The sequence below is a fragment of the Agarivorans sp. JK6 genome (assembly GCF_045277145.1).
In the GTDB taxonomy this organism is placed as follows: domain Bacteria; phylum Pseudomonadota; class Gammaproteobacteria; order Enterobacterales; family Celerinatantimonadaceae; genus Agarivorans; species Agarivorans albus.
This window is the reverse complement of the sequence record NZ_CP113525.1, coordinates 1,765,801-1,785,316: the sequence shown is the minus strand read 5'-3', so window position 1 is coordinate 1,785,316 and position 19,516 is coordinate 1,765,801. Positions and strand designations below refer to the sequence as shown.

The following is a 19,516-nucleotide window of genomic DNA, read 5'->3' as shown; positions in this document are numbered from 1 at the left end:
TAGTTGTATTGGTATGCTAGATAACAGTGGCAGGGTGATGCTAGCGGCAAGTAAAGCGGCAACTATTGCCATTTACTGCCGCTTCGGGTTTAGCTTATTTTAGTTGATAAACAATGCCGGGATGGCAACGCAACATATTAAAACGATCGGTCAAGCCGGTAATAGACTCTGAGGCTCCCAACATTAAATAACCATTAGGGTTTAATGCTTGAGCAAACTGATTAAGGATCTTCGATTTCACATCAGCGTTAAAGTAAATCAAAACATTACGACAAAAAATGATATCGAATTTACCCATTAAAGCGTAACTATCTAAGAGATTAAGTGGTCTGAAGCTTACATTTTTCCGGACTTTATCATTAACTCTAAATCTGCCGTCGGTAGTCGCTTCAAAAAACTGACGCTTACGCTCTGGCGATAAACCACGCGCCAAGGCTAAAGTGTCATACTCACCACGCTTACAATGCTCGAGCATTGACGGTGAAATATCAGTTCCCACTACCTGCACCCCCATGGGTAAGGTTCCTGGGCGTTTAGCTTGGTACTCCAGTGAGGTCATCATAATAGAGTAAGGCTCTTGGCCAGAGGAGCTTGCGGCTGACCAAATCTTCACTGGCCGAGATAACTTTGTGAACTCCGGCAAGAGTTTGTCACCGAGCAACTGAAAAGGATAAGTATCCCTAAACCACAGAGTCTCATTAGTGGTCATGGCATCCACCACAGCCGCACGTAAATCACGCTCACGTAGGCTCATGGCTTTTTGAACTAGCTCGGTAAGGCTTGCTACAGAGTACTGAGCCATTAATGGCGATAAACGGCTCTTTACTAAGTATTGCTTGTTGTCACCTAATACAATTCCGCACTGCTTCTCTAGAAAGCCACAAAACTGTTTATACACATCATCTGTTATGGTTCTCAATGCATCCACACTCTATAAAGATTGACGAACAGCGGCAGCTAATTCATCTGGATTAAATTTAGCAATAAAGGCGTTAGCGCCAACTTTATTTACCATAGCTTGGTTGAATACACCACTTAGAGAGGTGTGTAATATTATGTGCAGACCTTTTAAATCTGGATGAGAACGTACTTCCGCGGTTAAGGTGTAGCCATCCATTTCTGGCATTTCAATATCAGAAATCACCAGCGCTATTTGATCAGTAATCGGACCATCTTTAGCCATAGTGGTTAACAGCTCGAGAGCTTCTCGTCCATCTTGGCAAAGTAAGGCTTCTACTCCTAAGGAGGTTACCGCGCGCTTAACTTGATTTCGCGCCACCGAAGAATCGTCAACCACCAATACTTTTTTGTCTATTTGAACGTTTGCGGCTGCTTCTTCAACAATCTCTTTACTTACAGTGGTATCAACCGGAGAAATTTCATCGAGAATCTTTTCAACGTCTAAAATAGAAACTAGCTCTTTTTCAACCTCTGTTACCGCTGTAAGGTAGTTGAACTTACCTGCACCTTTGGGCGGCGGCAAAATGTCTTCCCAATTCATATTTACAATACGCTCGACCGAGCCTACCAAAAAGCCCTGCACTGAGCGGTTGTACTCTGAAATGATGATGAAACACTTGGTCACATCTTCTATTGGGCGCCCGCCTGTAGCTGAACTTAAATCAATGACCGAAATAGTTTGGCCACGAATATGTGCCACACCTCGGATAACAGGATTTAGTTTAGGCAGCGCGGTAAGTGGCGGACACTGTAAGACTTCTTTTACTTTAAATACATTAATGCCATAGCGCTGAGACCCATTTAACCTGAATAACAACAACTCTAAGCGATTCTGTCCTACTAGCTGCGTACGCTGGTTTACCGAATCTAAAATACCCGCCATATACTTATCACTCCTTAGAAAGGGGCATCAACCTTGCTTAACCCCTGTATACTATCGCTTAATCTAACTTAATTGTCGTTTTTTTGACACCAAGAGGCTTAACATCGACTTGTTAAGCATAGACAAAAAAGCCAATTGTTACTTTGCTTTATCGGTATCATATCGGAAATGTTGATAAAAATTGCTGCTTCACTCGTATTATTTTGTTTTAGTCTTACTGCTCACACTAGTGAGCTGCACTCGCAGCTTGAAAAAGCAGCAGTAGATTTTGTTTATTCGCAGATAACTCACGACAATAGTCAAAAAATTGAGCTAACCGCTAATCAATTAGATGAGCGAATCGCGATCCCTGACTGTTCGACGCCTTATCGTTACAGTTTAGCCAATGGTGAGGTACGTAGAAACACCAGTGTATTAGTTACTTGTGATGAACACGCAAACTGGCGCCTCTATATTCCAGTACGCAAACAAGTATTGCTTGCCGTGGTAGTAGCAGCCTCTCCCATCCAGGAAGGTGCCGCCTTAACTAACGCGCAACTTACCACTAATTTTTTACCCGAGAATCGCTTACGCGGCAGTTACTTCACAGAGCTAGAGCTGTTAGTTGGTGCTAAACTTAGACGAGCAATGCGTAAAGACCAAATTATAACTGGGCGCGATATTTGCATAGTTTGCAAAGGTGATGCTGTTACCATCTCCGCCAATGCAGGTGGGCTGAATGTAACAACCCAAGGTACCGCTTTGTCTAGTGGCACTATCGGTGATACCATTCGGGTTAGAAATAATCAGTCTCAGCGTCTGGTCACCGGCCGAGTAAAAGCGATTGGAATAGTTGAGGTAAAACTTTAATTTTTTTCTAAAGTTTTACCAAAGCAAGCCGATAGCTTTATTGAATACGAAAAATTGATTAACTGTGGGGCGCCATTATGGCTTTAAATATTAACAACTTAGGTGGAAACCGTCCTAGTCAACTAGACTCAAATCGAGTTGCTGACAAAGGCACAAAAGAAAGCGCTGAACAACGTTCAACCGCTGGTTCTGCTGCAGCCCAGGATTCAGTTATGCTTACAAACGAAGCACAACAACTAAACCGTATTCAGCAGAATTTGCTCAGTGATTCAGATAGCAGAAGCTCGAAGCTCGAATCAATCAAGCAAGCGGTGGCCGATGGTACTTATCAAGTAGATGCCAATAAAGTTGCACAGAAAATGGGTGACTTTGAAAGTGAGTTTAATAAAGCGCTTGGATAATTAGCCTATGATCGCCCCACTACTGAATACTCAAGAGCAGCAACTCACCTTGCTGCTTTCTCTTTTGGAGCAAGAAAAAGTTGCTCTTGAACAAGACGATACTATTGCTCTTTATGCTGTTGCTGAGCAAAAAGAACAAGCACTGGCGCTAATAGCGAGTGCCGATGAAGAGATCGCAGCGTCTTCTAATAAAGAACAGCTGAATTCAGATCCTCAATTTGTTCAACAAGTAGATACCATCAAAAGTTTGCTGGCCCAATGCCAAGAACGCAATCAGCTAAATGGCGAAATAATTAAAGCCAGCAATGAAAAAGTCAAACAGCTAAGTGCCGTAATTGACCAACTGCAAAACCAAAATGCGTCTACCTATGACAAACTAGGTAAAAAGCACAGTTCACAACGAATGGGTAAAGGCTTTAAAGCTTAAGTTACCCCTCGCTTCCAGAAACTACATAATCCAAATTAACTGGGCATTAAGCTGTTCACCTTAGCTAATTGAATTTGAACTTCTGAATGCTCTACTGTTGTTAATGGAAAAAATGTTGCTTGTAGTAGTTACATATTCAAAAACAACAAAACCCCAGCCAAGGCTAGGGTTTTGCGTATAACAGTAATAGACGAAATTAACTAACCACGCTCCCCCATCGGCATCTTAGTTTTACTGGCCTGCTTACGCGACTCGATAATCATTACCCCATCTCGCTTAACTGGCGCAGGTACTTTGCTTTGATACACCTCATTCGGAATAAGCTCTTGAGCAGAAGCAACCACGACTTTTGATTGAGCGCCAACGATCCGAGCGTTAACCAAAATACCTTTATTTGATTTGCTAAAAGTACCTACGAGCAAGTATTCAATGGGTAAACGCTTAGATAACTCTTTTACGTTGCGGCTATATACAAAGTCCCCTTCTGGGGTAATGCGAATAAAACCAGTGGTTTTATAATCAATTACCGAAAAGCCACTTTGTTGCATTTCGTAAACAAAGCTTTCGGCTAGCTGCATGCCAAATAAATCAGTGGTGCGAAGGTTATCTAAAGGAACAAACGAAGCCACGCCAATAGGCGTATCGGCATTCACATAGTGAGAGCTTGAGACTAGGCGTTGCGACATTAGATTTACATAATCGGTCAGTGAGTGCTGAACATCAGGGTCACTCATATCTGGGCTGGCAGGGTTAAGCGAACGGCTTTGCATTCCACTTAAAAACAACTGGCCGTTCTCATCTACAACACCTTCCATGTAGTGAGCATTGTGAGTATGTGCGGCGTGATGCTTTGAGCCATCATACACCACCACTTTTTGCATTGATGGGGAACTCGAGCACCCCACCAGCATTGAAGTAGCCAAGGCTACTAAAGATATACCTTTCATGTCGCTTCCTTAATCGTCTATTACGCTTTAAGTATCGGCCAGAAAGGTAAAATCTTTACTAAAAATGAACGGTTTTTTGACTCTCAAGATGGCGAGTTGGTGCCATTGACATAGTAACGCGGTACACCTCTCTGAAATCAAGTTGCAACTCAGTAACATATACATCGTCAACCGCGTAGGCATTAATCACCTTAGCACCACGAATTACCCCGGCAACCGAGGCAGCTAAACGCTCGTTACCAAGCACCATATCGCTGACAGTTGCGGTACTATCGATATGTTGGCCATACACTTGCTCAGAAAGCTCTCGATAAGCATCTAACTTGGAGGCTTTCATTGCGCGTAATTGTTTAGCGCTCATGTCTGCGCCACGTTGCTGACTAATAGGCGCATAGCCAACGGCATTAACCACGGTAAAGTCACCCGGCGGCTCATAAGTCCATTCAACTTGTTTAACTTGGGTTGTTGGCGTACAAGCTAGCAACAACAAAACCGCTAAACTAATAAACCACGATCTAAAGTACAGATTGTTCATGACGCTGCAAGCTCCCATTTACACTAGTCACACGCGGTGAAGTTGCCCCCGCCATATTGGGGATAAATTGATAAGCAGCCGACACAACCGCTTGGCTAGATAGCTCAACTAAACGAAGATTCACATGCCTACCGGAAGTTGTTCGCTGAAAACTGCCAACCACCACATAGGTAATTTCCATTTCAGTTCTCAGTAAATCTGCATCTCTCGATAACGAAAATTCGCCGAACCCAGGGTCCATTTGCAAACGTCCAGTAAGGCGTGGCTCTACCATATTGACGCCTTCACGCGATAAAGCGGCAAACATTGCCTCTGCCACTTGCCGCCCAAATCCATCGCTCGATTGCAAGTTGTCTAAATCCACCACCGTACTTATGGCCACAGAGTCAGTCTCGGTTAAATCCACGTCATCAGTTAACTGTTGAGACAGGTTGTCGACATGCACATACAAAGCAGCATCTTGCTGCTCTCGCGGCTCCACATAAGGATAATTAGAAACATGATGTAAACTGGTATTGCATCCTTGTAGCGTTACCAGCAAAATAAATAGTGTCGTATATCGCATATCAATCTCCTCCGACTTCCTTGTTCCAAGCAATAACCGTTCCAGTCAAAAAAATAGCGTTTTATTTTGGGTATAGTTATTGCTTACTCCGAAACATAGGAGGGCCTTATGAAACAGATAATTCTTTTAGTTGGGATGCTTATTAGCATGTCGACACAGGCAATATGGTACGAGGCTAAGGGCCAAGCCACCATCGTAAACAACGACTTTGAACAAGCCAAAAGCTTAGCCACCCAAGATGCGGTTAAGCAGCTTCTGTTGTATTCGGGAGCGTCTGTTACCAGCATTAGCAAAGTCTCTGGCGGGCAACTCACGCTTGATCAAATTGAAGTGGTTTCTAAAGGCTCCTTGCATAACCTAACCGTATTAGACGAAGGTAATCACGGCCAACAATACTATATAATTTTACAAGCCGACGTATTCCCTGCTACCAGCCAATGTAAAGCCAGTGGTTATAGCAAAAACATGTTGCTGCTCCCTCCCTTCTTAAAGCAGCAACATCAAGCGCGTGTGGGCCAACTCCAAGAGCTATCACCAGCAGTTGAACAACGCACCTACGACATTGCTCGCCAGGTGGGTAATCAGTTCAACGTAAAGCCCCCACCAAAGTTACCTTTAAATTATTACAAGCCAGGAGAACATAACTACAAGGGCATTAAAGATGTTGCCGATCGTTATGGCGCACAATATTTGCTTGGCTTAGAAATCGAGAACATTTCTCTAGACAAAGTGCACAAGCCTAAATTTATTAACCTTAGTTATCCGCAACGTTACTTTGTGGTGAATGCCAGGGTATACAACGCCATTGATTTAGAAGAAATATACAACAAGCGCTTTTCAGTAAACGCGCCATGGGAGTTTGACGCCAGAGAAGTGATATCCCCCCACTCTGCCGAGTTTTGGTTATCAGCCTATGGAGAAACGGTAAACGCGACCTTGCAACAAGTGGTTACCGAAGTAGATGCTCTACTGGCTTGCCAACCCTTACAAGGCAGCGTGGTAAAAGTACTTGGGCCAGACCGCTGGCAAATAAACCTAGGGAAAGCAAATCAGCTTAACCGCGGCATGTTGTTAAACTTGATTCATCAAAACTATCACTGGGGAAACTGGGACATTCCACGCCAAGAGCAAATAATGGCTGACAGCATGGTAAGAATTGAGCAAGTGTATCAAGAGAGTGCAATCGTGGTAGCGGTTGACCCAAGCATGACGGCAAATATTCAACTTGGTGACTTAGTAAGCAAACAGTAAGGCTTTGCTTTTCATAAAGTTAAAGCTGAGTATAATGTACCCGCACACTAAACTAGGTGTGCGCCTTACTTTAGTGTCCCCTTAGTTCAGCTGGATAGAACAAGGACCTCCTAAGTCTTAGACACAGGTTCGAATCCTGTAGGGGACGCCAGTATCTGCCGCGAATCAGCGCGTCGGACGGTATCGAAAATCGTAGTGGTTCGAATCGTGCTCTAGCTAGGAACCGCAAACGCGAATGCCGCTTTTAGATAGGTAATCTTTTTGTTGAGCGCCCCCAGCGACTTTGCAGATTCGGATTCGCTCAATGCCTTCACAGCGTCGTCTACGGTTGCTTCCTTGGTTTTGGCTTCAAACTTATCCGCCCCCAATCCAAGAAGTTCATCTCACATGGAGCGAGCGGCCTTGCGCGCAGCTTCGAGCGACACAGTACCGAACTTGCCGATAGTTTCCGACTTGTAGTAAGGCTTTAACCGCGACGGTGTTTGCTTGTGCTTGCCAGTGTTGTACTTAAATATGAATGATTTGGTGTCTGCTGGCGTGATACGAACAAATAAACCCTTAACTGAACCGCGCCCGTTGTCGGCTAGCATATACGGCGATTTCTTAGGTTCTAATTTTGCAATATCTGATTCAGTCATTATTACTAGCTCCTCTCGAACAAAAAAGGCAGCTAATTGCTGCCTCTCGGTCGGTGGTCTCGACGTCGACACATATGTAGCTGTGCGTTAGCAACTCTCGCACAGTGCGTTATATGCTAGGCATATGCTTTTCATTAATATCTTCGTTTGAGTCGCATTGATTTCGAAATATTTGGCGCTAAACTCATTTTCCAGAGCAACCCAAGGACACGTATATGTTGTGCCGCTAATTTGGGTCATTTGATATAGCTCATTAGCTGCCTCACCATCCCCATCGCCGTCATTCAGTATCAACAACGTAATTTTGCTCTTGGCTTTGTCCTTGTTTCCGTAGACAATTTCGTCATAAATTGCTTTGCTTGTGCTAGTTTCCATCGATTGAGCTCTTGGTGTTGTTATGCGTCTGGGTTGCAAAGGAAGCACACACCGCCCTTGTAACCGCGATATTCAGGTACGAAGTTTGTTCCGCCGCAGCGTTTGCAATTTTTATTAACATGGAAAGGTACGAATGCTTTCGGCTTATTCACATCACGCCTTGCAATAGCGTCTTGAATCATTTTTTGGGTTGGGTCCATGCTATGCTCCAGTTGATTTCATCGATTAAGCTTCTTTGGCTTTACGTTTAATTACCGCCTGCGTGATAAATGCTGTTACCACTACCGCTAACGCTGCTGCACCTAACTGATGCTTGGTGAATAGCCACGGAGCTGCAAATACGGCGATCAATCCTAAGGCTTTGATTAGTTTATTTTTCATTATGCAGCCCCTGTGATGCTTTTGAATTTACGGTCAACTTCGATTAATTCAGCGCGGGGAAATCTCTCTAGCGTGGCTTTGTTGCCTAGGAGTAATTCGTGGAATACGATTGAGAAAGGTTCGATACCGTCTTCGTCTGCAATCTTCTTGGCGTATTGCAGAACCCAGAGAGTAGAATAGCTACCAGCAAGTGCATCTGATGCGCCTTTAGTAGCCGCATGTAGCTGTTGCCACATTTTATCGGTCACAGTATTAAGCGTCATTTTACGACTATCAGCGTTTTCAAAACCAAGGATAATCATGTTCGCTTCGGTGAATGCTTTTAGCTGGTCGATATTGCGTGTTTTGCCAAACAATTTCTTTAGTAATCTCATGTTATGCTCCCATTTCGAAAATTGAATCGAGGTCATGTATGCGAAGGTTGGCTTCTATTTGAATCCAAGCAGGCTCGGATATTGCGTCCAGCGATTTCTCGTTAATCCCCATCATCTGATCGAAGAATGAGTAGGCATCCCAGTTACCCACATCACGAGCTATTTTCTTTTGGGTTGCGAGAGCCAGCTGTAGGCTTATTGCGCCTTTGCCCTCATTGATGTTGGAGGTTGCCAGATTCACGGCTCTTAGTGATTCATAGCTCAGCATTGCTAACCATCTTTGAGCTTCTTCGCGGTGCATCATTCCGATGAACGTTGCGTGATTCACGATTGCTCTCTTGGTCATGAAGTTTCTATCAAACGTATTAGCTACAGAACCCAGAATTTTGTCTAGCATGTTATTCTTCTCTTTTTGGTTTTCATTAAACTCCTTGTAATTCAATGCCCTAGACCTGCCTAACTTTCTAGTAGACCACGCCTCATGGGGACGCCACAAGTATCATTGCATCATCTAGGGACGCCAGCATGATGAAATTGTCATACGATATTTTGAATTATTTTTGGTATCGTCGCTATCCGAAATTCGCATAACAGACGCATATCAGATATTCGACAATCGTATAACTCATATTGATACCAGAACCCAAGGGAGAGGATATGTGGTGTATAAAGAGAGTAGATGTCTGGTAATAGTTGGATGATGCTCAGGTCAAGCCGCACTACGTGTTCCCCTCATCGGTCGGCGTAGTACGCTAGATAGGTCTCTAATGAGCTAGGCTAGAGCCAGTGTCGACGGCTTGGTATGGCGTCCTACGGTGCACTACGCCCCTAGCCGCTTAAGTCGACGCGGTGTCGACGGCCTATCTTCTCCATCCTGTAGGGGACGCCAGTATCTGCGTAACAAAGTATGCTCTAACCCTCATTTATGTACATTACACCTTAGTGCGACATAATTGATTTACAGCACACTTGGCTTTTTTCTAACGATATCGCTACGCAGCCTGCTTCGCACTCACTTTCCGCAGCTTTGCGGGCGGCGATAGCCTCTTCCTGTTTCTTAAAACACCCTAAATGCTTGCATTTCCCTTCGACAATTATATGAGCCATCCATAGTGCATCTCGTTTGTGAAAACTTACACCCTTCATGTTCTTACCTCGTCAATCTACATTATTCGTGCCTTGAAAGTGAAACTAGCTCACCAAGTTAATTACAGCGTCTTACAAGCTATTCGTAACGGGCAAATACTTAGATAGCCGCACACTTGTTAGCAATGCATTTCACTAATTTGACGCTAAAGTCACCCACATAAAATAATTTAAAACTGTTACCGTAGTTCTTTCCCTGTTGGCTGCTAGTTACAATTTTCTTTTGGACACAAAAAAGCCGCCCTTGGGCGACTTCCTATCTAGCTATTTTCATCAGACTATCCTTCTGACAACACAGATATTACCACGCAGCCCTTTGCTCAACTATGCATAGTTCATATACGCTAGGTGAATCACATAATGCAATGATATCAACCACCTAGCCTGAGTCGTTATACCTAACCTACTATCGACTCACCCGCTGATTATTACCTTGCCCACCTTTTCACTTCCAGGAAACAAAAAAGCCTCGCACAAGTCGAGGCTTTTGCATGAACACTTAGAGGTTAAATAGCACCAGCTCCAGGCATTGCCTTACACACATAAATGCTTTCTTTTAGCCCTGTTAATGCCTGGTATTTCTGCTCAACCGCTTGGCACACATCATCCACTAAAGCAGGTGGCATCAAGGCCACAATACAACCACCAAAACCACCGCCGGTCATACGAACGCCGCCTTCTGCGCCAATCACTTGCTTAACAATGTCAACAAGACCGTCTACTTCCGGCACGGTGATTTCAAAATCGTCACGCATAGAAGCATGAGACTGTTCCATCAGCACACTCAGCTTCGCCATATCGTTGGCTTTTAACGCTTCCGAAGCAGCCAATGTACGGGCATTTTCAGTAATTACATGACGCGCACGTTTCGCCACTATAGGATCGAGACTCGCCGAGTTCTCTGCAAACATCGCTTCACTAACATCACGTAAAGAACTTACCCCTAAACCTTTAGCAGCAGCTTCACATTGCTCACGACGAGTATTGTATTCACTATCTACCAAGCCACGTTTTTTGTTGCTATTAATAATAACAACCGCCATCTCTTCTGGCATAGCAACCGCTTTGGTTTCTAATGAACGACAATCGATAAGCAAGGCGTGGTTTGCTTCACCTTCGGCTGAAATAAGTTGGTCCATAATGCCGCAGTTACAACCAACAAAGTTGTTTTCAGCTTCTTGTCCAATTAAGGCAAGTTGCTGTTGCGACACATTCAGTTCATATAGCGTTTTAAACGTTTGGCCAATAACCACTTCTAACGCGGCCGAAGAACTTAAGCCTGCACCTTGTGGCACATTACCACTCACCGCAATATCAGCACCTGAAAAAGTGAAACCTTTGTTCAGCAATACTGAAATAACTCCACGAATGTAGTTAACCCACATTAGGTCTTGGTCAAATTCTAAAGGTTGGCTTATATCAAACTCGTTAACTTGATTGCCGTAATCTACTGATACCACCCGCACAATACTGTCTGTACGTGGAGACGCAGCCACTACTGCTTGGTAATCAATAGCGCAAGGTAATACAAAACCATCGTTATAATCGGTATGTTCACCGATGAGGTTTACCCGCCCAGGTGCTTGTATCAGCTTTGCAGGTGCTTGCCCGGTCATTTCAGTAAAGGCACTAGCAACCTTATCAATGAGTTGTTGTTGGCGATCTGTCATTATCGGCTCCTTTACTGATCTTGTTCTTTATAATGTACATCACTTAGGTCTCGAAGCTTTGCAGCCGCTTGTTCGGCGGTTAAGTCTCGCTGGCTTTCTGCTAGCATTTCGTAGCCCACCATAAACTTGCGCACACTGGCGCTACGTAATAGCGGTGGGTAGAACAAGGCATGTAATTGCCAATGCTCTGTAGATGTGTCCCCTTCCTTAAAGAAAGGCGCATAATGCCAACCCATTGAGTAAGGGAATGAACACTTAAACAGATTGTCATAGCGACTAGTCAACTTTTTAATGGCAAGAGACAAGTCGTCACGTTGCTCATCAGACAGTTCGCTCATTCGACGAATATGCGCTTTAGGCAATAGCATCGTTTCAAACGGCCATGCAGCCCAATAAGGTACTACAGCCAGCCAATGCTCGGTTTCAACAACCGTTCGTACACCATCAGCTTGTTCTTTTGCTGCATAGTCAACCAAAAGGTTACTGCCGTGTTGCTGGTAATACTCTCGTAAATGCTTGTCTTTACGCTCAATCTCATTAGGTAAAAAGCTGTTGGCCCAAATTTGGCCATGAGGATGAGGCTGAGAACAGCCCATGGTTTCACCTTTGTTCTCAAAAGCCTGAACCCAAAGGTAGTCTTTACCAAGTTCTTCGATTTGCTCATTCCAAGTGTCGATAACACCTCGAATCGCGGGTACCGCAAGCTCGGGTAAGGTTTTGCTATGGTCGGGAGAAAAACAAATCACTCGACTTAAACCACGAGCTTCCATACTGGTAAACAAGGGATCGGCTGACTTAGGCACGTCGGGTGAATCCGTCATCAATGCCGCGAAGTCATTTCCAAATACGTAAGTCCCCTTATAATCTGGATTTACATCGCCAGAAATTCGGGTATTACCTGCACACAAAAAACAGCCTTCGTCGTAGCTAGGAAGCTCAGCTGTAGACGGGGTTTCATCTTGGCCGCTCCACGGGCGCTTAGCACGATGCGGAGAAACTAAGATCCACTGTCCAGTTAACGGGTTGTACCGACGGTGCGGATGCTCTGTTGGGTCGAATTGAGTGTCTAACATGAGATTTTCTTACTCCATAAAAAGCACTCACAAAAGTGCTTTCTGTTTTCTAAACTTTTACTGGTCGTAACCTTTAGGGTTATTTGACTGCCAATTCCAGGTATCAGCGGTCATGTCATCAATGCTACGAGTGGCTTTCCAGCCTAAAACTTTTTCCGCTTTATCGGTGGCGGCCCAGCATTCAGCAATGTCGCCATTACGGCGCGGGCAAATTTGGTAAGCGATATCTTTACCGCAAGCTGCGCTAAATGCTTTTACCATTTCAAGCACAGAGCTACCTTTACCGGTTCCGAGGTTGAAGATATGTAAACCGGCTTGCTCACCAATTTTGGTTAAGGCTGCAACGTGGCCATCAGCTAAATCCATAACGTGAATGTAGTCGCGAACGCCAGTGCCGTCGGGGGTTGGATAATCATCACCAAATACTGACAAACTCTCTCGGCGCCCTACCGCAACTTGCGCAATAAACGGCATTAAGTTATTTGGAATACCTTGAGGGTCTTCACCCATTAAGCCACTAGGATGAGCGCCAACAGGGTTAAAGTAGCGCAGTAAGGTAACGCTTAAATCTGGCGCCGCGAGTTGAATATCGCGGAAGCACTCTTCCACCATAAACTTACTTCGACCGTAAGGGTTAGTCACATCACCGGTTGGAGTATCTTCGTTGATTGGCATAACACTTGGCTCGCCGTACACAGTAGCCGAAGAGCTAAATACAATGCTTTTTACGCCAGCTTTACGCATCACATCAATGAGTACTAACGAACCTGTTACGTTATTGTCGTAGTACTCATAAGGCTTCTCAACCGACTCACCTACTGCTTTTAAGCCCGCAAAATGGATGACAGAATCGATATTATGTTCGCTAAAGATCTTTTCTAGTACCGTGCGGTCTCGCACGTCACCTTGGTAGAAAGCAGGTTGTTGTTTGGTTAAGGTTTCGATTCGTGCAAGTACTTCACGCTTACTGTTACATAGGTTATCTAGAATAATGGGGGTTAAACCAGCATTAATCAGTTGTACACAAGTATGGCTGCCAATGTAGCCCATACCGCCTGTAACCAAGACCTTATTCATCACGTTCTCCAAAATCTGTACAGCTTATGCTGCACCCAGTTCTACAAAAAACTGCTTAAACAGCTTCGAATAAGTATATTGAAGCACGAAAGGGTAAACGTTTCCACTTTTAAATATAAAGTAATTTAATTATTGGCAATTTTTGCGATTTAGTACAAAATAAACAGCCTCACATCATCTTACAAGCACCAACAAACATAGCCTTGGGTAAACAACAGCAGCTGCGCCATAAAAGCTTATCAGCTCTGTCATTTAGCCACTTCAGCAATCTTTTAGTATGTTTCTTTGTGGGTAATAGCCCTCACCAAGGGAAACTATTACCCTCAATAACTTATTGCAACACACTAAAGACAACGTTTACCTAACTATTAGGATAGCAGTAAATGACATAATTCGATTATGTTCCCTTTATATATGAGCAGCACCTAGCTTTTGTATAAAACTTGGCCATATAGCCAATTTGTCATATTGATATGCGGTAATTGCCCACAATTTCACTATAAAACCCAAATAATATTTCGGTTCTGTTTAGCTTACACTTGTTCGCTCAAATAAAACTACCTAGAATAGCCCCCCTAATTATGGCTATTCGCCCTCATCCTCATAAAGGTAATTACATGCAGCACATCGTTAACTTGCTTAGCCAACAAGCTGAGCAACAGTTAGATCAGGTTGCGCTAAAAATTTGGCGCAACCAAGCTTGGCAGTGTTTTACATGGAAGGATTTCTCGCAGCAATGGACGCAAGTAGCAAAAGGCTTAATTAAACTAGGTCATGAAGAACAGCAAGGCGTGGCAATTATGTCACCCAACATGCCTGAATGGACTATCACCGATTTAGGCATTTTAGCGGCGCGCGGTTGTGTAGTGCCCATTTACCCAACCAACACGCTAGAGCAAAGCCAATACATTTTAGAGGATGCGGGCTGCAAAATATTATTTGTGGGCCAGCAAGAGCAAATAGAGATAGGCTTAAAGCTGTTAGATGCAGGACAAATTGAAACACTTATTTGTTTTGAAGAAAGTCCGCTCACTCAACTAGAAAACGTATTGAGCTGGCAACAGCTACTTTGTTTAGGTGAAGCAGACGAAGCGCAAACGCTGTTATTGCGTCAACAAAATCAACAAATGAGTGACCTTGCAACACTTATATACACCTCTGGCACTACTGGTGAACCCAAAGGTGTAATGCTTGACCACGCTAACTTTGCAGCAGCTTTTGCCATGCATGACCAGCGCCTAGATGTTAGAGCTAGCGATGTATCACTAAGCTTTTTACCGCTAAGTCACGTATTTGAGCGAGCTTGGACTTATTACATCTTGTATCGTGGTGCGAGCAATATTTACCTAGAGGATCCAGCTCAAATTCAAGAAGCATTGCCACGTAGCCAAGCAACCCTAATGTGCAGTGTGCCGCGCCTCTATGAAAAAATTCATGCTGCCGTTTTGCAGAAAGTTGCCGCGGCCCCAAAAACTAAACAAGTGCTATTTAATTGGGCCTTAAGCGTGGCTCAACAGCGGTTGGCTGCAAAGCAAAGTAATCTAACACCTAGCCTGCTGCTAAAGGTACGCTATGCGCTTGCCAACAAACTTGTGCTTAAGAAACTTCGCGCAATATTTGGCCCAGCTAGGTTACTGCCCTGCTCGGGGGCTAAATTGGCAGACGACATTAACAGCTTTTTTCAAAGCCTTGATATCCCTATTAACTATGGCTATGGCATGACTGAGTCCACCGCTACGGTATCTTGTTACAGCCAAACTAAAAAGACCATCGGCAGCATTGGTCAGCCTTTAGAAGCGCTACAGGTAAAAATCTCTGAGCAAGGAGAGATTTTAATTAAAGGTGACACCGTAATGCGTGGTTACTTTAATAAGCCACAAGCCACTGCCGACACCATTGTAGATGGTTGGCTACATACCGGCGATGCAGGAAAACTAGATGCGGAAGGTAACCTAGTGTTAACCGAACGAATTAAAGAGCTTATGAAAACCTCTGGAGGGAAATACATTGCCCCCCAGCGAGTAGAAGGCGCATTGATTCGCGAACCTTTATTTGAGCAGGTGGCCATTATTGCCGACGCACGCCATTTTGTTTCAGCCTTGATTGTTCCAGCTTTTGAAGCCCTAGAGCTACACGCTAAACAACTAGGTATTAAATGGCAGCATCGAAACGAACTGCTTGAGAATGCAGAAATCAAAAACCTTATTCAAGCCAGACTAAAGCAAGTACAAACCAACCTGGCTAGGTTTGAGCAAGTAAAGCAGTTTACCCTACTGCCACGTGAGTTTTGTATGAAACAAGGTGAACTGACACCTACTTTAAAACTGCGTCGAGCAGTGATTGAGAGCCGCTTTGCTGAGCAAATAAGCGCAATGTACGCAGAGCCCAAAACAGCATAATGCTTCAAATAAAAAAGGCGCTACTAGCGCCTTTTTTATTTCCTAATCTTCCCAGCTATTCCGCATTTTTTCTATCACTAAGTCACTTACCCCATGAATATTGGGAAAACGGCCGTTACAACACTTTACTTCTAATACAGCTTTATACTTAAGCGCTAAGTCGCGATAAGCTTGCATCTCCCACTGTTTTACAAAAGTATTCGCCACCACCACATTATTGCCCAAGGCTAATTGCTGCTCGGTTTGTTGCTGGCACCATTGATGGGCCAGCCCAATATCTTCGGCGCGATAATTATATGTGCCTTGTTTATCAACAAAGTACATATCGGCTTCTAGATGAACTGCATCTAAAGTGGCGGCTAAGGTAGACTTGCCGCTACCCGGCAAACCTCGGATTAAGGTAAGCGTTAGCGGCGAGCGGCTCAATTACGACACAGCCTTAAGCTGTGGCTTATCTTGCTCTTGGCAATAGGCTAAAGGTGCTTGTTTTAATAATGCGATTACCGCTTGCTCGTCCATGGCTTCACATGCTTGGTTTAGCTCATCAAACAAAGCCATCAACTCTGCCCAAGGCATAAAGCTCTCGTTAGCCGTAAGAATACGTGGGTGATCGGTTGGCCGCTCATCATCGCCCACCAGTAACTCTTCATACAACTTCTCGCCAGGGCGCAATCCGGTATATTTAAGCTCAATATCACCATCAGGATTGGCTTCATCCCTTACCTCTAAACCAGAAAGGTGAACCATGCGTTTAGCAAGCTCAGCAATTTTAACTGGTTCGCCCATATCCAATACGAAAACCTCGCCGCCCTTAGCCATTGATCCCGCCTGAATAACCAACTGAGCAGCTTCTGGAATTGTCATAAAGTAGCGAATAATGTCTGGGTGCGTAATGGTTAAGTCTTCGCCTTTACGAATTTGTTCTTTAAACAAAGGAATAACCGAGCCAGACGAGCCCAATACATTGCCAAAACGCACCATGCTAATGGTAGTTTCTGACTGGTGTTCAGCTAAGCTCTGCATCACTAGCTCTGCCAAACGTTTGGTTGCTCCCATTACATTGGTTGGTCTAACCGCTTTGTCGGTTGATACCAATACAAAGGTGCTTACCTTTGCTTTAATTGCGGCTTGGGCGATATTGTAAGAACCAAACACATTGTTACATACACCTTCAACCACGTTTTGTTCAACTAAGGGCACATGTTTATAAGCAGCAGCGTGATACACCGTATCTACATTATTGGCCTGCATCATGGCACTTAATCGTGGTAAATGCTGAACTGAAATCATCAATGGCACCAGTTCAACGTTAAGTGCTAAGGCTTCACAACGTTTTATTAGTTCACGTTCAATTTCATATAAAGCCACTTCTGAGCGCTCAACAAGCAACAAACGCTTGGGCCTATACTGGATGATTTGACGACAAAGCTCAGAACCAATAGAGCCACCAGCACCACTTACCAGCACGGTTTTATGGCGAATAGAACTGTCCATTAAATGAGAATCAGGGCTTACTGCTTCGCGCCCCAATAAATCTTCAATTTCTACCTCTTTGATTTGGTCAACTTTAGCTTCACCGGTCACCAAATCATTTAAACGAGGAACCGTGAGAACTTCGGTATTTAAATCAGCAAGGGAAGTAAGAATTTCGGAACGACGCTTTTTACCGGCGTTTGGAATAGCCAATAGAACCTTGCTGACATGGAAGCGATGAATCAACATTGGTAATTGTTGAGGAGGATAAACGGTTAAACCGTGAATCAAGGAATGACGCAATTCTTTCTTATCATCAATAAATGCTACCGCCTGAAAATCATCACCTTGACCAATAGCTTGTAATAACTGGCGACCACTGTCTCCAGCACCAAAAATAATTACATTTTGTTTAGTACTGTTTTCTATCCACACAAATAAGTAACGAATAGCAAAGCGCACTCCGCCACACATAATTATGCCAAAAGCTAAATAAATGAACGGGGCTGTACGAGGAATCACCGCTTGTAAGTAAAATGAGGTGACAATCATTAAAAGGGTGGCACTGGCAAAACTAAACAAGATTGCTTGTAAGTTCTTCTCATTGATATAACGAAGCACCGCCCGATAAAGGCCAAAATACCAAAAGCCCACCAGCGTTGTGACAATTACCGAGCCAAAAGTTATCCAGGTTGGCGTGTCAAAAAAGTAATGGTGGCTCTCAAAGCGTACCCAAAGTGCGCCCCAAAAAGCTAAACTTAAAAAGACTATGTCGAGCGAAAAAATCAGCGCAACTTTTTGTCGACGACTTGGCCGCTCGAATAAACTCATCAAATTAAATTGCGGTAACATCTAAATTCCTTTTTAGACAAATCCAGTCAAACAGCTATCTCTGAAGATATACGGCTTAAGCAATCTTCAACAAGGTCGCATAAATGCTGCATATCCTGCGTAGTAATGGTTGGGTGAACCATGAACATAATGGCTGTATCACTTAAGTGTTTAGCATTAGTTAATGGTCGTTGCGGCCTCACATCTAAGCCGTCAAACGCCTTCTCTAAATACACTTCTCCGCAGCTACCTTGCATACAAGGCACTCCTGCTGCATTTAGTGCGTCAATAATTTGATCGCGACTTACTGTTTGTTGATTGCTATCAACAAACACATAAAACTTATAGAACGCATGTTGAATATGCTTGGGGGGCTTAGGGATTGTAATAAAAGGATATTCAGCTAAGCATTTAGCTAGCTGCATCGCATTAGCTTGACGCTGCTTTTGCCAATCGGCCATGCGAGTCAATTGAATACGACCAATAGCAGCTTGCATCTCAGTCATCCGCCAATTGCTACCAATACTCTCGTGTAGCCAACGAAATCCAGGTGGGTGCGCTTTATTAAACACGGTGTCGTAAGACTTACCATGGTCTTTATACGACCACATTTTTTCCCACAAAGCCTTATCATTGGTGGTGACCATGCCACCTTCACCACCCGTGGTCATAATTTTATCTTGGCAAAATGACCACGCAGCTACATCACCTAACCCACCCACTGGTTTACCGCGATAAAGAGCACCGTGGGCTTGCGCGCAATCTTCAATCACATACAAATTATGCTGTTTGGCAAGCTGGTTGATTGTATCCATCTCACAGGGCCAACCCGCAAGGTGCACACAAATAATGGCTTTAGTTGTTTTGCTAAGAACTGCGTTTATGCTTTCTGCGGTGATATTTTGGCTGGCTAAATCAACATCGGCAAAAACAGGTTTAGCGCCAACATTTACGATGGCACTGGCCGAGGCAATAAAGGTTCGCGAGGTAACTATCACCTCATCGCCTGAGGTAACGCCTAAAGCACGCAGGGCTAGCTCTAAAGCTAAGGTGCCATTTGCAACAGCGACTGCGTGGTTGGTTGCTGCCCAAGTAGCAAACTCTTTCTCAAAGGTTTTGCCTTGGGTACCTGTCCAATAGTTAACTTTATTTGATAGCAGTACATCACTTACAGCTTGAGCTTCCTGCTCTGTAAAGCTTGGCCAAGAAGGTAAATCTCGCATTTTTACTTTTTTTAGTCCTTTAAAACACCTTCCCTATA

General features: G+C 44.1%; 22 protein-coding genes and 1 tRNA gene. 6 read left to right on the top strand and 17 right to left on the bottom strand.

The window, feature by feature from the left end; genetic code table 11:
• Window positions 1-94 precede the first annotated feature (94 nt).
• Together OV592_RS08485 and OV592_RS08480 are read right to left on the bottom strand one after the other, a co-directional pair.
• A complete protein-coding gene (locus OV592_RS08485; protein ID WP_016402480.1) occupies window positions 95-919 on the bottom strand; it encodes a protein-glutamate O-methyltransferase CheR in 825 nt (274 codons plus the stop codon).
• A 12-nt stretch (window positions 920-931) separates the two neighbouring features.
• Window positions 932-1,843, bottom strand: coding sequence for a chemotaxis protein CheV (locus OV592_RS08480; protein ID WP_016402481.1), 912 nt, complete (start codon window positions 1,841-1,843; stop codon window positions 932-934).
• Between the two features lie 168 nt (window positions 1,844-2,011).
• Between OV592_RS08480 and flgA the strand changes: the two genes are divergently transcribed.
• The 3 genes from flgA to flgN all read left to right on the top strand — a co-directional run bounded on the left by flgA (window position 2,012) and on the right by flgN (window position 3,520).
• Window positions 2,012-2,692, top strand: a complete 681-nt coding sequence (gene flgA / locus OV592_RS08475) for a flagellar basal body P-ring formation chaperone FlgA (protein WP_152781205.1) — start codon at window positions 2,012-2,014, stop codon at window positions 2,690-2,692.
• Window positions 2,693-2,769: 77 nt separating this feature from the next.
• Entirely contained in the window at window positions 2,770-3,093 is a 324-nt protein-coding gene (flgM, locus tag OV592_RS08470; RefSeq protein ID WP_016402483.1) for a flagellar biosynthesis anti-sigma factor FlgM, read from the top strand.
• Between the two features lie 7 nt (window positions 3,094-3,100).
• Window positions 3,101-3,520 carry a flagellar export chaperone FlgN gene (gene flgN, locus OV592_RS08465; RefSeq protein ID WP_016402484.1) on the top strand — a complete coding sequence of 140 codons (420 nt, stop codon included), beginning with the start codon at window positions 3,101-3,103 and terminating at the stop codon, window positions 3,518-3,520.
• Between the two features lie 200 nt (window positions 3,521-3,720).
• Here the strand turns inward: flgN and OV592_RS08460 are convergent, their stop codons facing one another.
• From OV592_RS08460 to OV592_RS08450, 3 genes are read right to left on the bottom strand one after another with little or no spacing between them, the layout of a single operon-like run.
• Window positions 3,721-4,467, bottom strand: coding sequence for a FlgO family outer membrane protein (locus OV592_RS08460; protein WP_016402485.1), 747 nt, complete (start codon window positions 4,465-4,467; stop codon window positions 3,721-3,723).
• Between the two features lie 58 nt (window positions 4,468-4,525).
• The gene (locus OV592_RS08455) at window positions 4,526-5,002 is read right to left on the bottom strand and encodes an LPP20 family lipoprotein (RefSeq protein WP_016402486.1); all 477 of its coding nucleotides are present in this window, start codon (window positions 5,000-5,002) and stop codon (window positions 4,526-4,528) included.
• Window positions 4,983-5,567: a FlgO family outer membrane protein gene (locus OV592_RS08450; protein ID WP_152781209.1), complete on the bottom strand. Its 585-nt coding sequence runs from the start codon at window positions 5,565-5,567 to the stop codon at window positions 4,983-4,985. The genes OV592_RS08455 and OV592_RS08450 overlap by 20 nt, the downstream gene beginning before the upstream one ends.
• A gap of 108 nt (window positions 5,568-5,675) precedes the next feature.
• Here OV592_RS08450 and OV592_RS08445 point away from each other — a divergent pair, with 108 nt between their 5' ends.
• Window positions 5,676-6,818, top strand: coding sequence for a flagellar assembly protein T N-terminal domain-containing protein (locus OV592_RS08445; protein ID WP_406611083.1), 1,143 nt, complete (start codon window positions 5,676-5,678; stop codon window positions 6,816-6,818).
• A gap of 75 nt (window positions 6,819-6,893) precedes the next feature.
• Window positions 6,894-6,969 (top strand) — tRNA-Arg (locus tag OV592_RS08440).
• A gap of 232 nt (window positions 6,970-7,201) precedes the next feature.
• Here OV592_RS08440 and OV592_RS08435 read toward each other — a convergent pair.
• The 9 genes from OV592_RS08435 to galE all read right to left on the bottom strand — a co-directional run bounded on the left by OV592_RS08435 (window position 7,202) and on the right by galE (window position 13,552).
• Complete coding sequence (locus OV592_RS08435; RefSeq protein WP_338625591.1) at window positions 7,202-7,456, bottom strand: Arm DNA-binding domain-containing protein; 255 nt, start codon at window positions 7,454-7,456, stop codon at window positions 7,202-7,204.
• Between the two features lie 87 nt (window positions 7,457-7,543).
• Window positions 7,544-7,831 (bottom strand): hypothetical protein, encoded by a 288-nt coding sequence (locus OV592_RS08430; RefSeq protein WP_338625589.1) that lies wholly within the window; start codon window positions 7,829-7,831, stop codon window positions 7,544-7,546.
• A gap of 20 nt (window positions 7,832-7,851) precedes the next feature.
• Window positions 7,852-8,031, bottom strand: a complete 180-nt coding sequence (locus OV592_RS08425; RefSeq protein WP_406611082.1) for a hypothetical protein — start codon at window positions 8,029-8,031, stop codon at window positions 7,852-7,854.
• Window positions 8,032-8,056: 25 nt separating this feature from the next.
• The gene (locus OV592_RS08420; RefSeq protein ID WP_338625585.1) at window positions 8,057-8,212 is read right to left on the bottom strand and encodes a hypothetical protein; all 156 of its coding nucleotides are present in this window, start codon (window positions 8,210-8,212) and stop codon (window positions 8,057-8,059) included.
• Complete coding sequence (locus OV592_RS08415; protein ID WP_406611081.1) at window positions 8,212-8,586, bottom strand: hypothetical protein; 375 nt, start codon at window positions 8,584-8,586, stop codon at window positions 8,212-8,214. Before OV592_RS08415 ends, OV592_RS08420 begins: the two co-directional genes overlap by 1 nt.
• A 1-nt stretch (window position 8,587) precedes the next feature.
• The gene (locus OV592_RS08410; protein ID WP_406611080.1) at window positions 8,588-8,983 is read right to left on the bottom strand and encodes a hypothetical protein; all 396 of its coding nucleotides are present in this window, start codon (window positions 8,981-8,983) and stop codon (window positions 8,588-8,590) included.
• Between the two features lie 1,255 nt (window positions 8,984-10,238).
• Window positions 10,239-11,402, bottom strand: coding sequence for a galactokinase (gene galK / locus OV592_RS08405; protein WP_406611079.1), 1,164 nt, complete (start codon window positions 11,400-11,402; stop codon window positions 10,239-10,241).
• A gap of 11 nt (window positions 11,403-11,413) precedes the next feature.
• Entirely contained in the window at window positions 11,414-12,475 is a 1,062-nt protein-coding gene (locus tag OV592_RS08400; protein WP_406611078.1) for a UDP-glucose--hexose-1-phosphate uridylyltransferase, read from the bottom strand.
• Between the two features lie 57 nt (window positions 12,476-12,532).
• Complete coding sequence (gene galE / locus OV592_RS08395; protein ID WP_338625574.1) at window positions 12,533-13,552, bottom strand: UDP-glucose 4-epimerase GalE; 1,020 nt, start codon at window positions 13,550-13,552, stop codon at window positions 12,533-12,535.
• 617 nt (window positions 13,553-14,169) lie between these two features.
• On the opposite strand from galE, the gene OV592_RS08390 reads away from it, so the two are divergent.
• Complete coding sequence (locus OV592_RS08390; RefSeq protein ID WP_406611077.1) at window positions 14,170-15,951, top strand: AMP-dependent synthetase/ligase; 1,782 nt, start codon at window positions 14,170-14,172, stop codon at window positions 15,949-15,951.
• A 42-nt stretch (window positions 15,952-15,993) separates the two neighbouring features.
• Here the strand turns inward: OV592_RS08390 and OV592_RS08385 are convergent, their stop codons facing one another.
• The 3 genes from OV592_RS08385 to OV592_RS08375 are packed head-to-tail and all read right to left on the bottom strand — an operon-like array spanning window position 15,994 to window position 19,478.
• Window positions 15,994-16,377, bottom strand: a complete 384-nt coding sequence (locus OV592_RS08385; RefSeq protein WP_406611076.1) for an AAA family ATPase — start codon at window positions 16,375-16,377, stop codon at window positions 15,994-15,996.
• Window positions 16,378-18,276: a nucleoside-diphosphate sugar epimerase/dehydratase gene (locus OV592_RS08380; RefSeq protein WP_016402496.1), complete on the bottom strand. Its 1,899-nt coding sequence runs from the start codon at window positions 18,274-18,276 to the stop codon at window positions 16,378-16,380.
• Between the two features lie 26 nt (window positions 18,277-18,302).
• A complete protein-coding gene (locus OV592_RS08375) occupies window positions 18,303-19,478 on the bottom strand; it encodes a DegT/DnrJ/EryC1/StrS family aminotransferase (RefSeq protein WP_406611075.1) in 1,176 nt (391 codons plus the stop codon).
• Between the last annotated feature and the right edge of the window lie 38 nt (window positions 19,479-19,516).

Excerpts from the sequence above, each read along its gene's own strand:
- OV592_RS08420 (WP_338625585.1), bottom strand. The coding sequence starts at position 8,212 with ATGAAAAATAAACTAATCAAAGCCTTAGGATTGATCGCCGTATTTGCA.
- OV592_RS08375 (WP_406611075.1), bottom strand. The coding sequence starts at position 19,478 with ATGCGAGATTTACCTTCTTGGCCAAGCTTTACAGAGCAGGAAGCTCAA.
- OV592_RS08425 (WP_406611082.1), bottom strand. The coding sequence starts at position 8,031 with ATGGACCCAACCCAAAAAATGATTCAAGACGCTATTGCAAGGCGTGAT.
- OV592_RS08450 (WP_152781209.1), bottom strand. The coding sequence starts at position 5,567 with ATGCGATATACGACACTATTTATTTTGCTGGTAACGCTACAAGGATGC.
- galE (WP_338625574.1), bottom strand. The coding sequence starts at position 13,552 with ATGAATAAGGTCTTGGTTACAGGCGGTATGGGCTACATTGGCAGCCAT.
- OV592_RS08400 (WP_406611078.1), bottom strand. The coding sequence starts at position 12,475 with ATGTTAGACACTCAATTCGACCCAACAGAGCATCCGCACCGTCGGTAC.
- flgN (WP_016402484.1), top strand. The coding sequence starts at position 3,101 with ATGATCGCCCCACTACTGAATACTCAAGAGCAGCAACTCACCTTGCTG.
- OV592_RS08445 (WP_406611083.1), top strand. The coding sequence starts at position 5,676 with ATGAAACAGATAATTCTTTTAGTTGGGATGCTTATTAGCATGTCGACA.
- OV592_RS08455 (WP_016402486.1), bottom strand. The coding sequence starts at position 5,002 with ATGAACAATCTGTACTTTAGATCGTGGTTTATTAGTTTAGCGGTTTTG.
- OV592_RS08480 (WP_016402481.1), bottom strand. The coding sequence starts at position 1,843 with ATGGCGGGTATTTTAGATTCGGTAAACCAGCGTACGCAGCTAGTAGGA.
- OV592_RS08430 (WP_338625589.1), bottom strand. The coding sequence starts at position 7,831 with ATGGAAACTAGCACAAGCAAAGCAATTTATGACGAAATTGTCTACGGA.
- OV592_RS08380 (WP_016402496.1), bottom strand. The coding sequence starts at position 18,276 with ATGTTACCGCAATTTAATTTGATGAGTTTATTCGAGCGGCCAAGTCGT.
- flgA (WP_152781205.1), top strand. The coding sequence starts at position 2,012 with ATGTTGATAAAAATTGCTGCTTCACTCGTATTATTTTGTTTTAGTCTT.
- OV592_RS08415 (WP_406611081.1), bottom strand. The coding sequence starts at position 8,586 with ATGAGATTACTAAAGAAATTGTTTGGCAAAACACGCAATATCGACCAG.
- OV592_RS08460 (WP_016402485.1), bottom strand. The coding sequence starts at position 4,467 with ATGAAAGGTATATCTTTAGTAGCCTTGGCTACTTCAATGCTGGTGGGG.
- OV592_RS08435 (WP_338625591.1), bottom strand. The coding sequence starts at position 7,456 with ATGACTGAATCAGATATTGCAAAATTAGAACCTAAGAAATCGCCGTAT.
- OV592_RS08410 (WP_406611080.1), bottom strand. The coding sequence starts at position 8,983 with ATGCTAGACAAAATTCTGGGTTCTGTAGCTAATACGTTTGATAGAAAC.
- galK (WP_406611079.1), bottom strand. The coding sequence starts at position 11,402 with ATGACAGATCGCCAACAACAACTCATTGATAAGGTTGCTAGTGCCTTT.
- flgM (WP_016402483.1), top strand. The coding sequence starts at position 2,770 with ATGGCTTTAAATATTAACAACTTAGGTGGAAACCGTCCTAGTCAACTA.
- OV592_RS08390 (WP_406611077.1), top strand. The coding sequence starts at position 14,170 with ATGCAGCACATCGTTAACTTGCTTAGCCAACAAGCTGAGCAACAGTTA.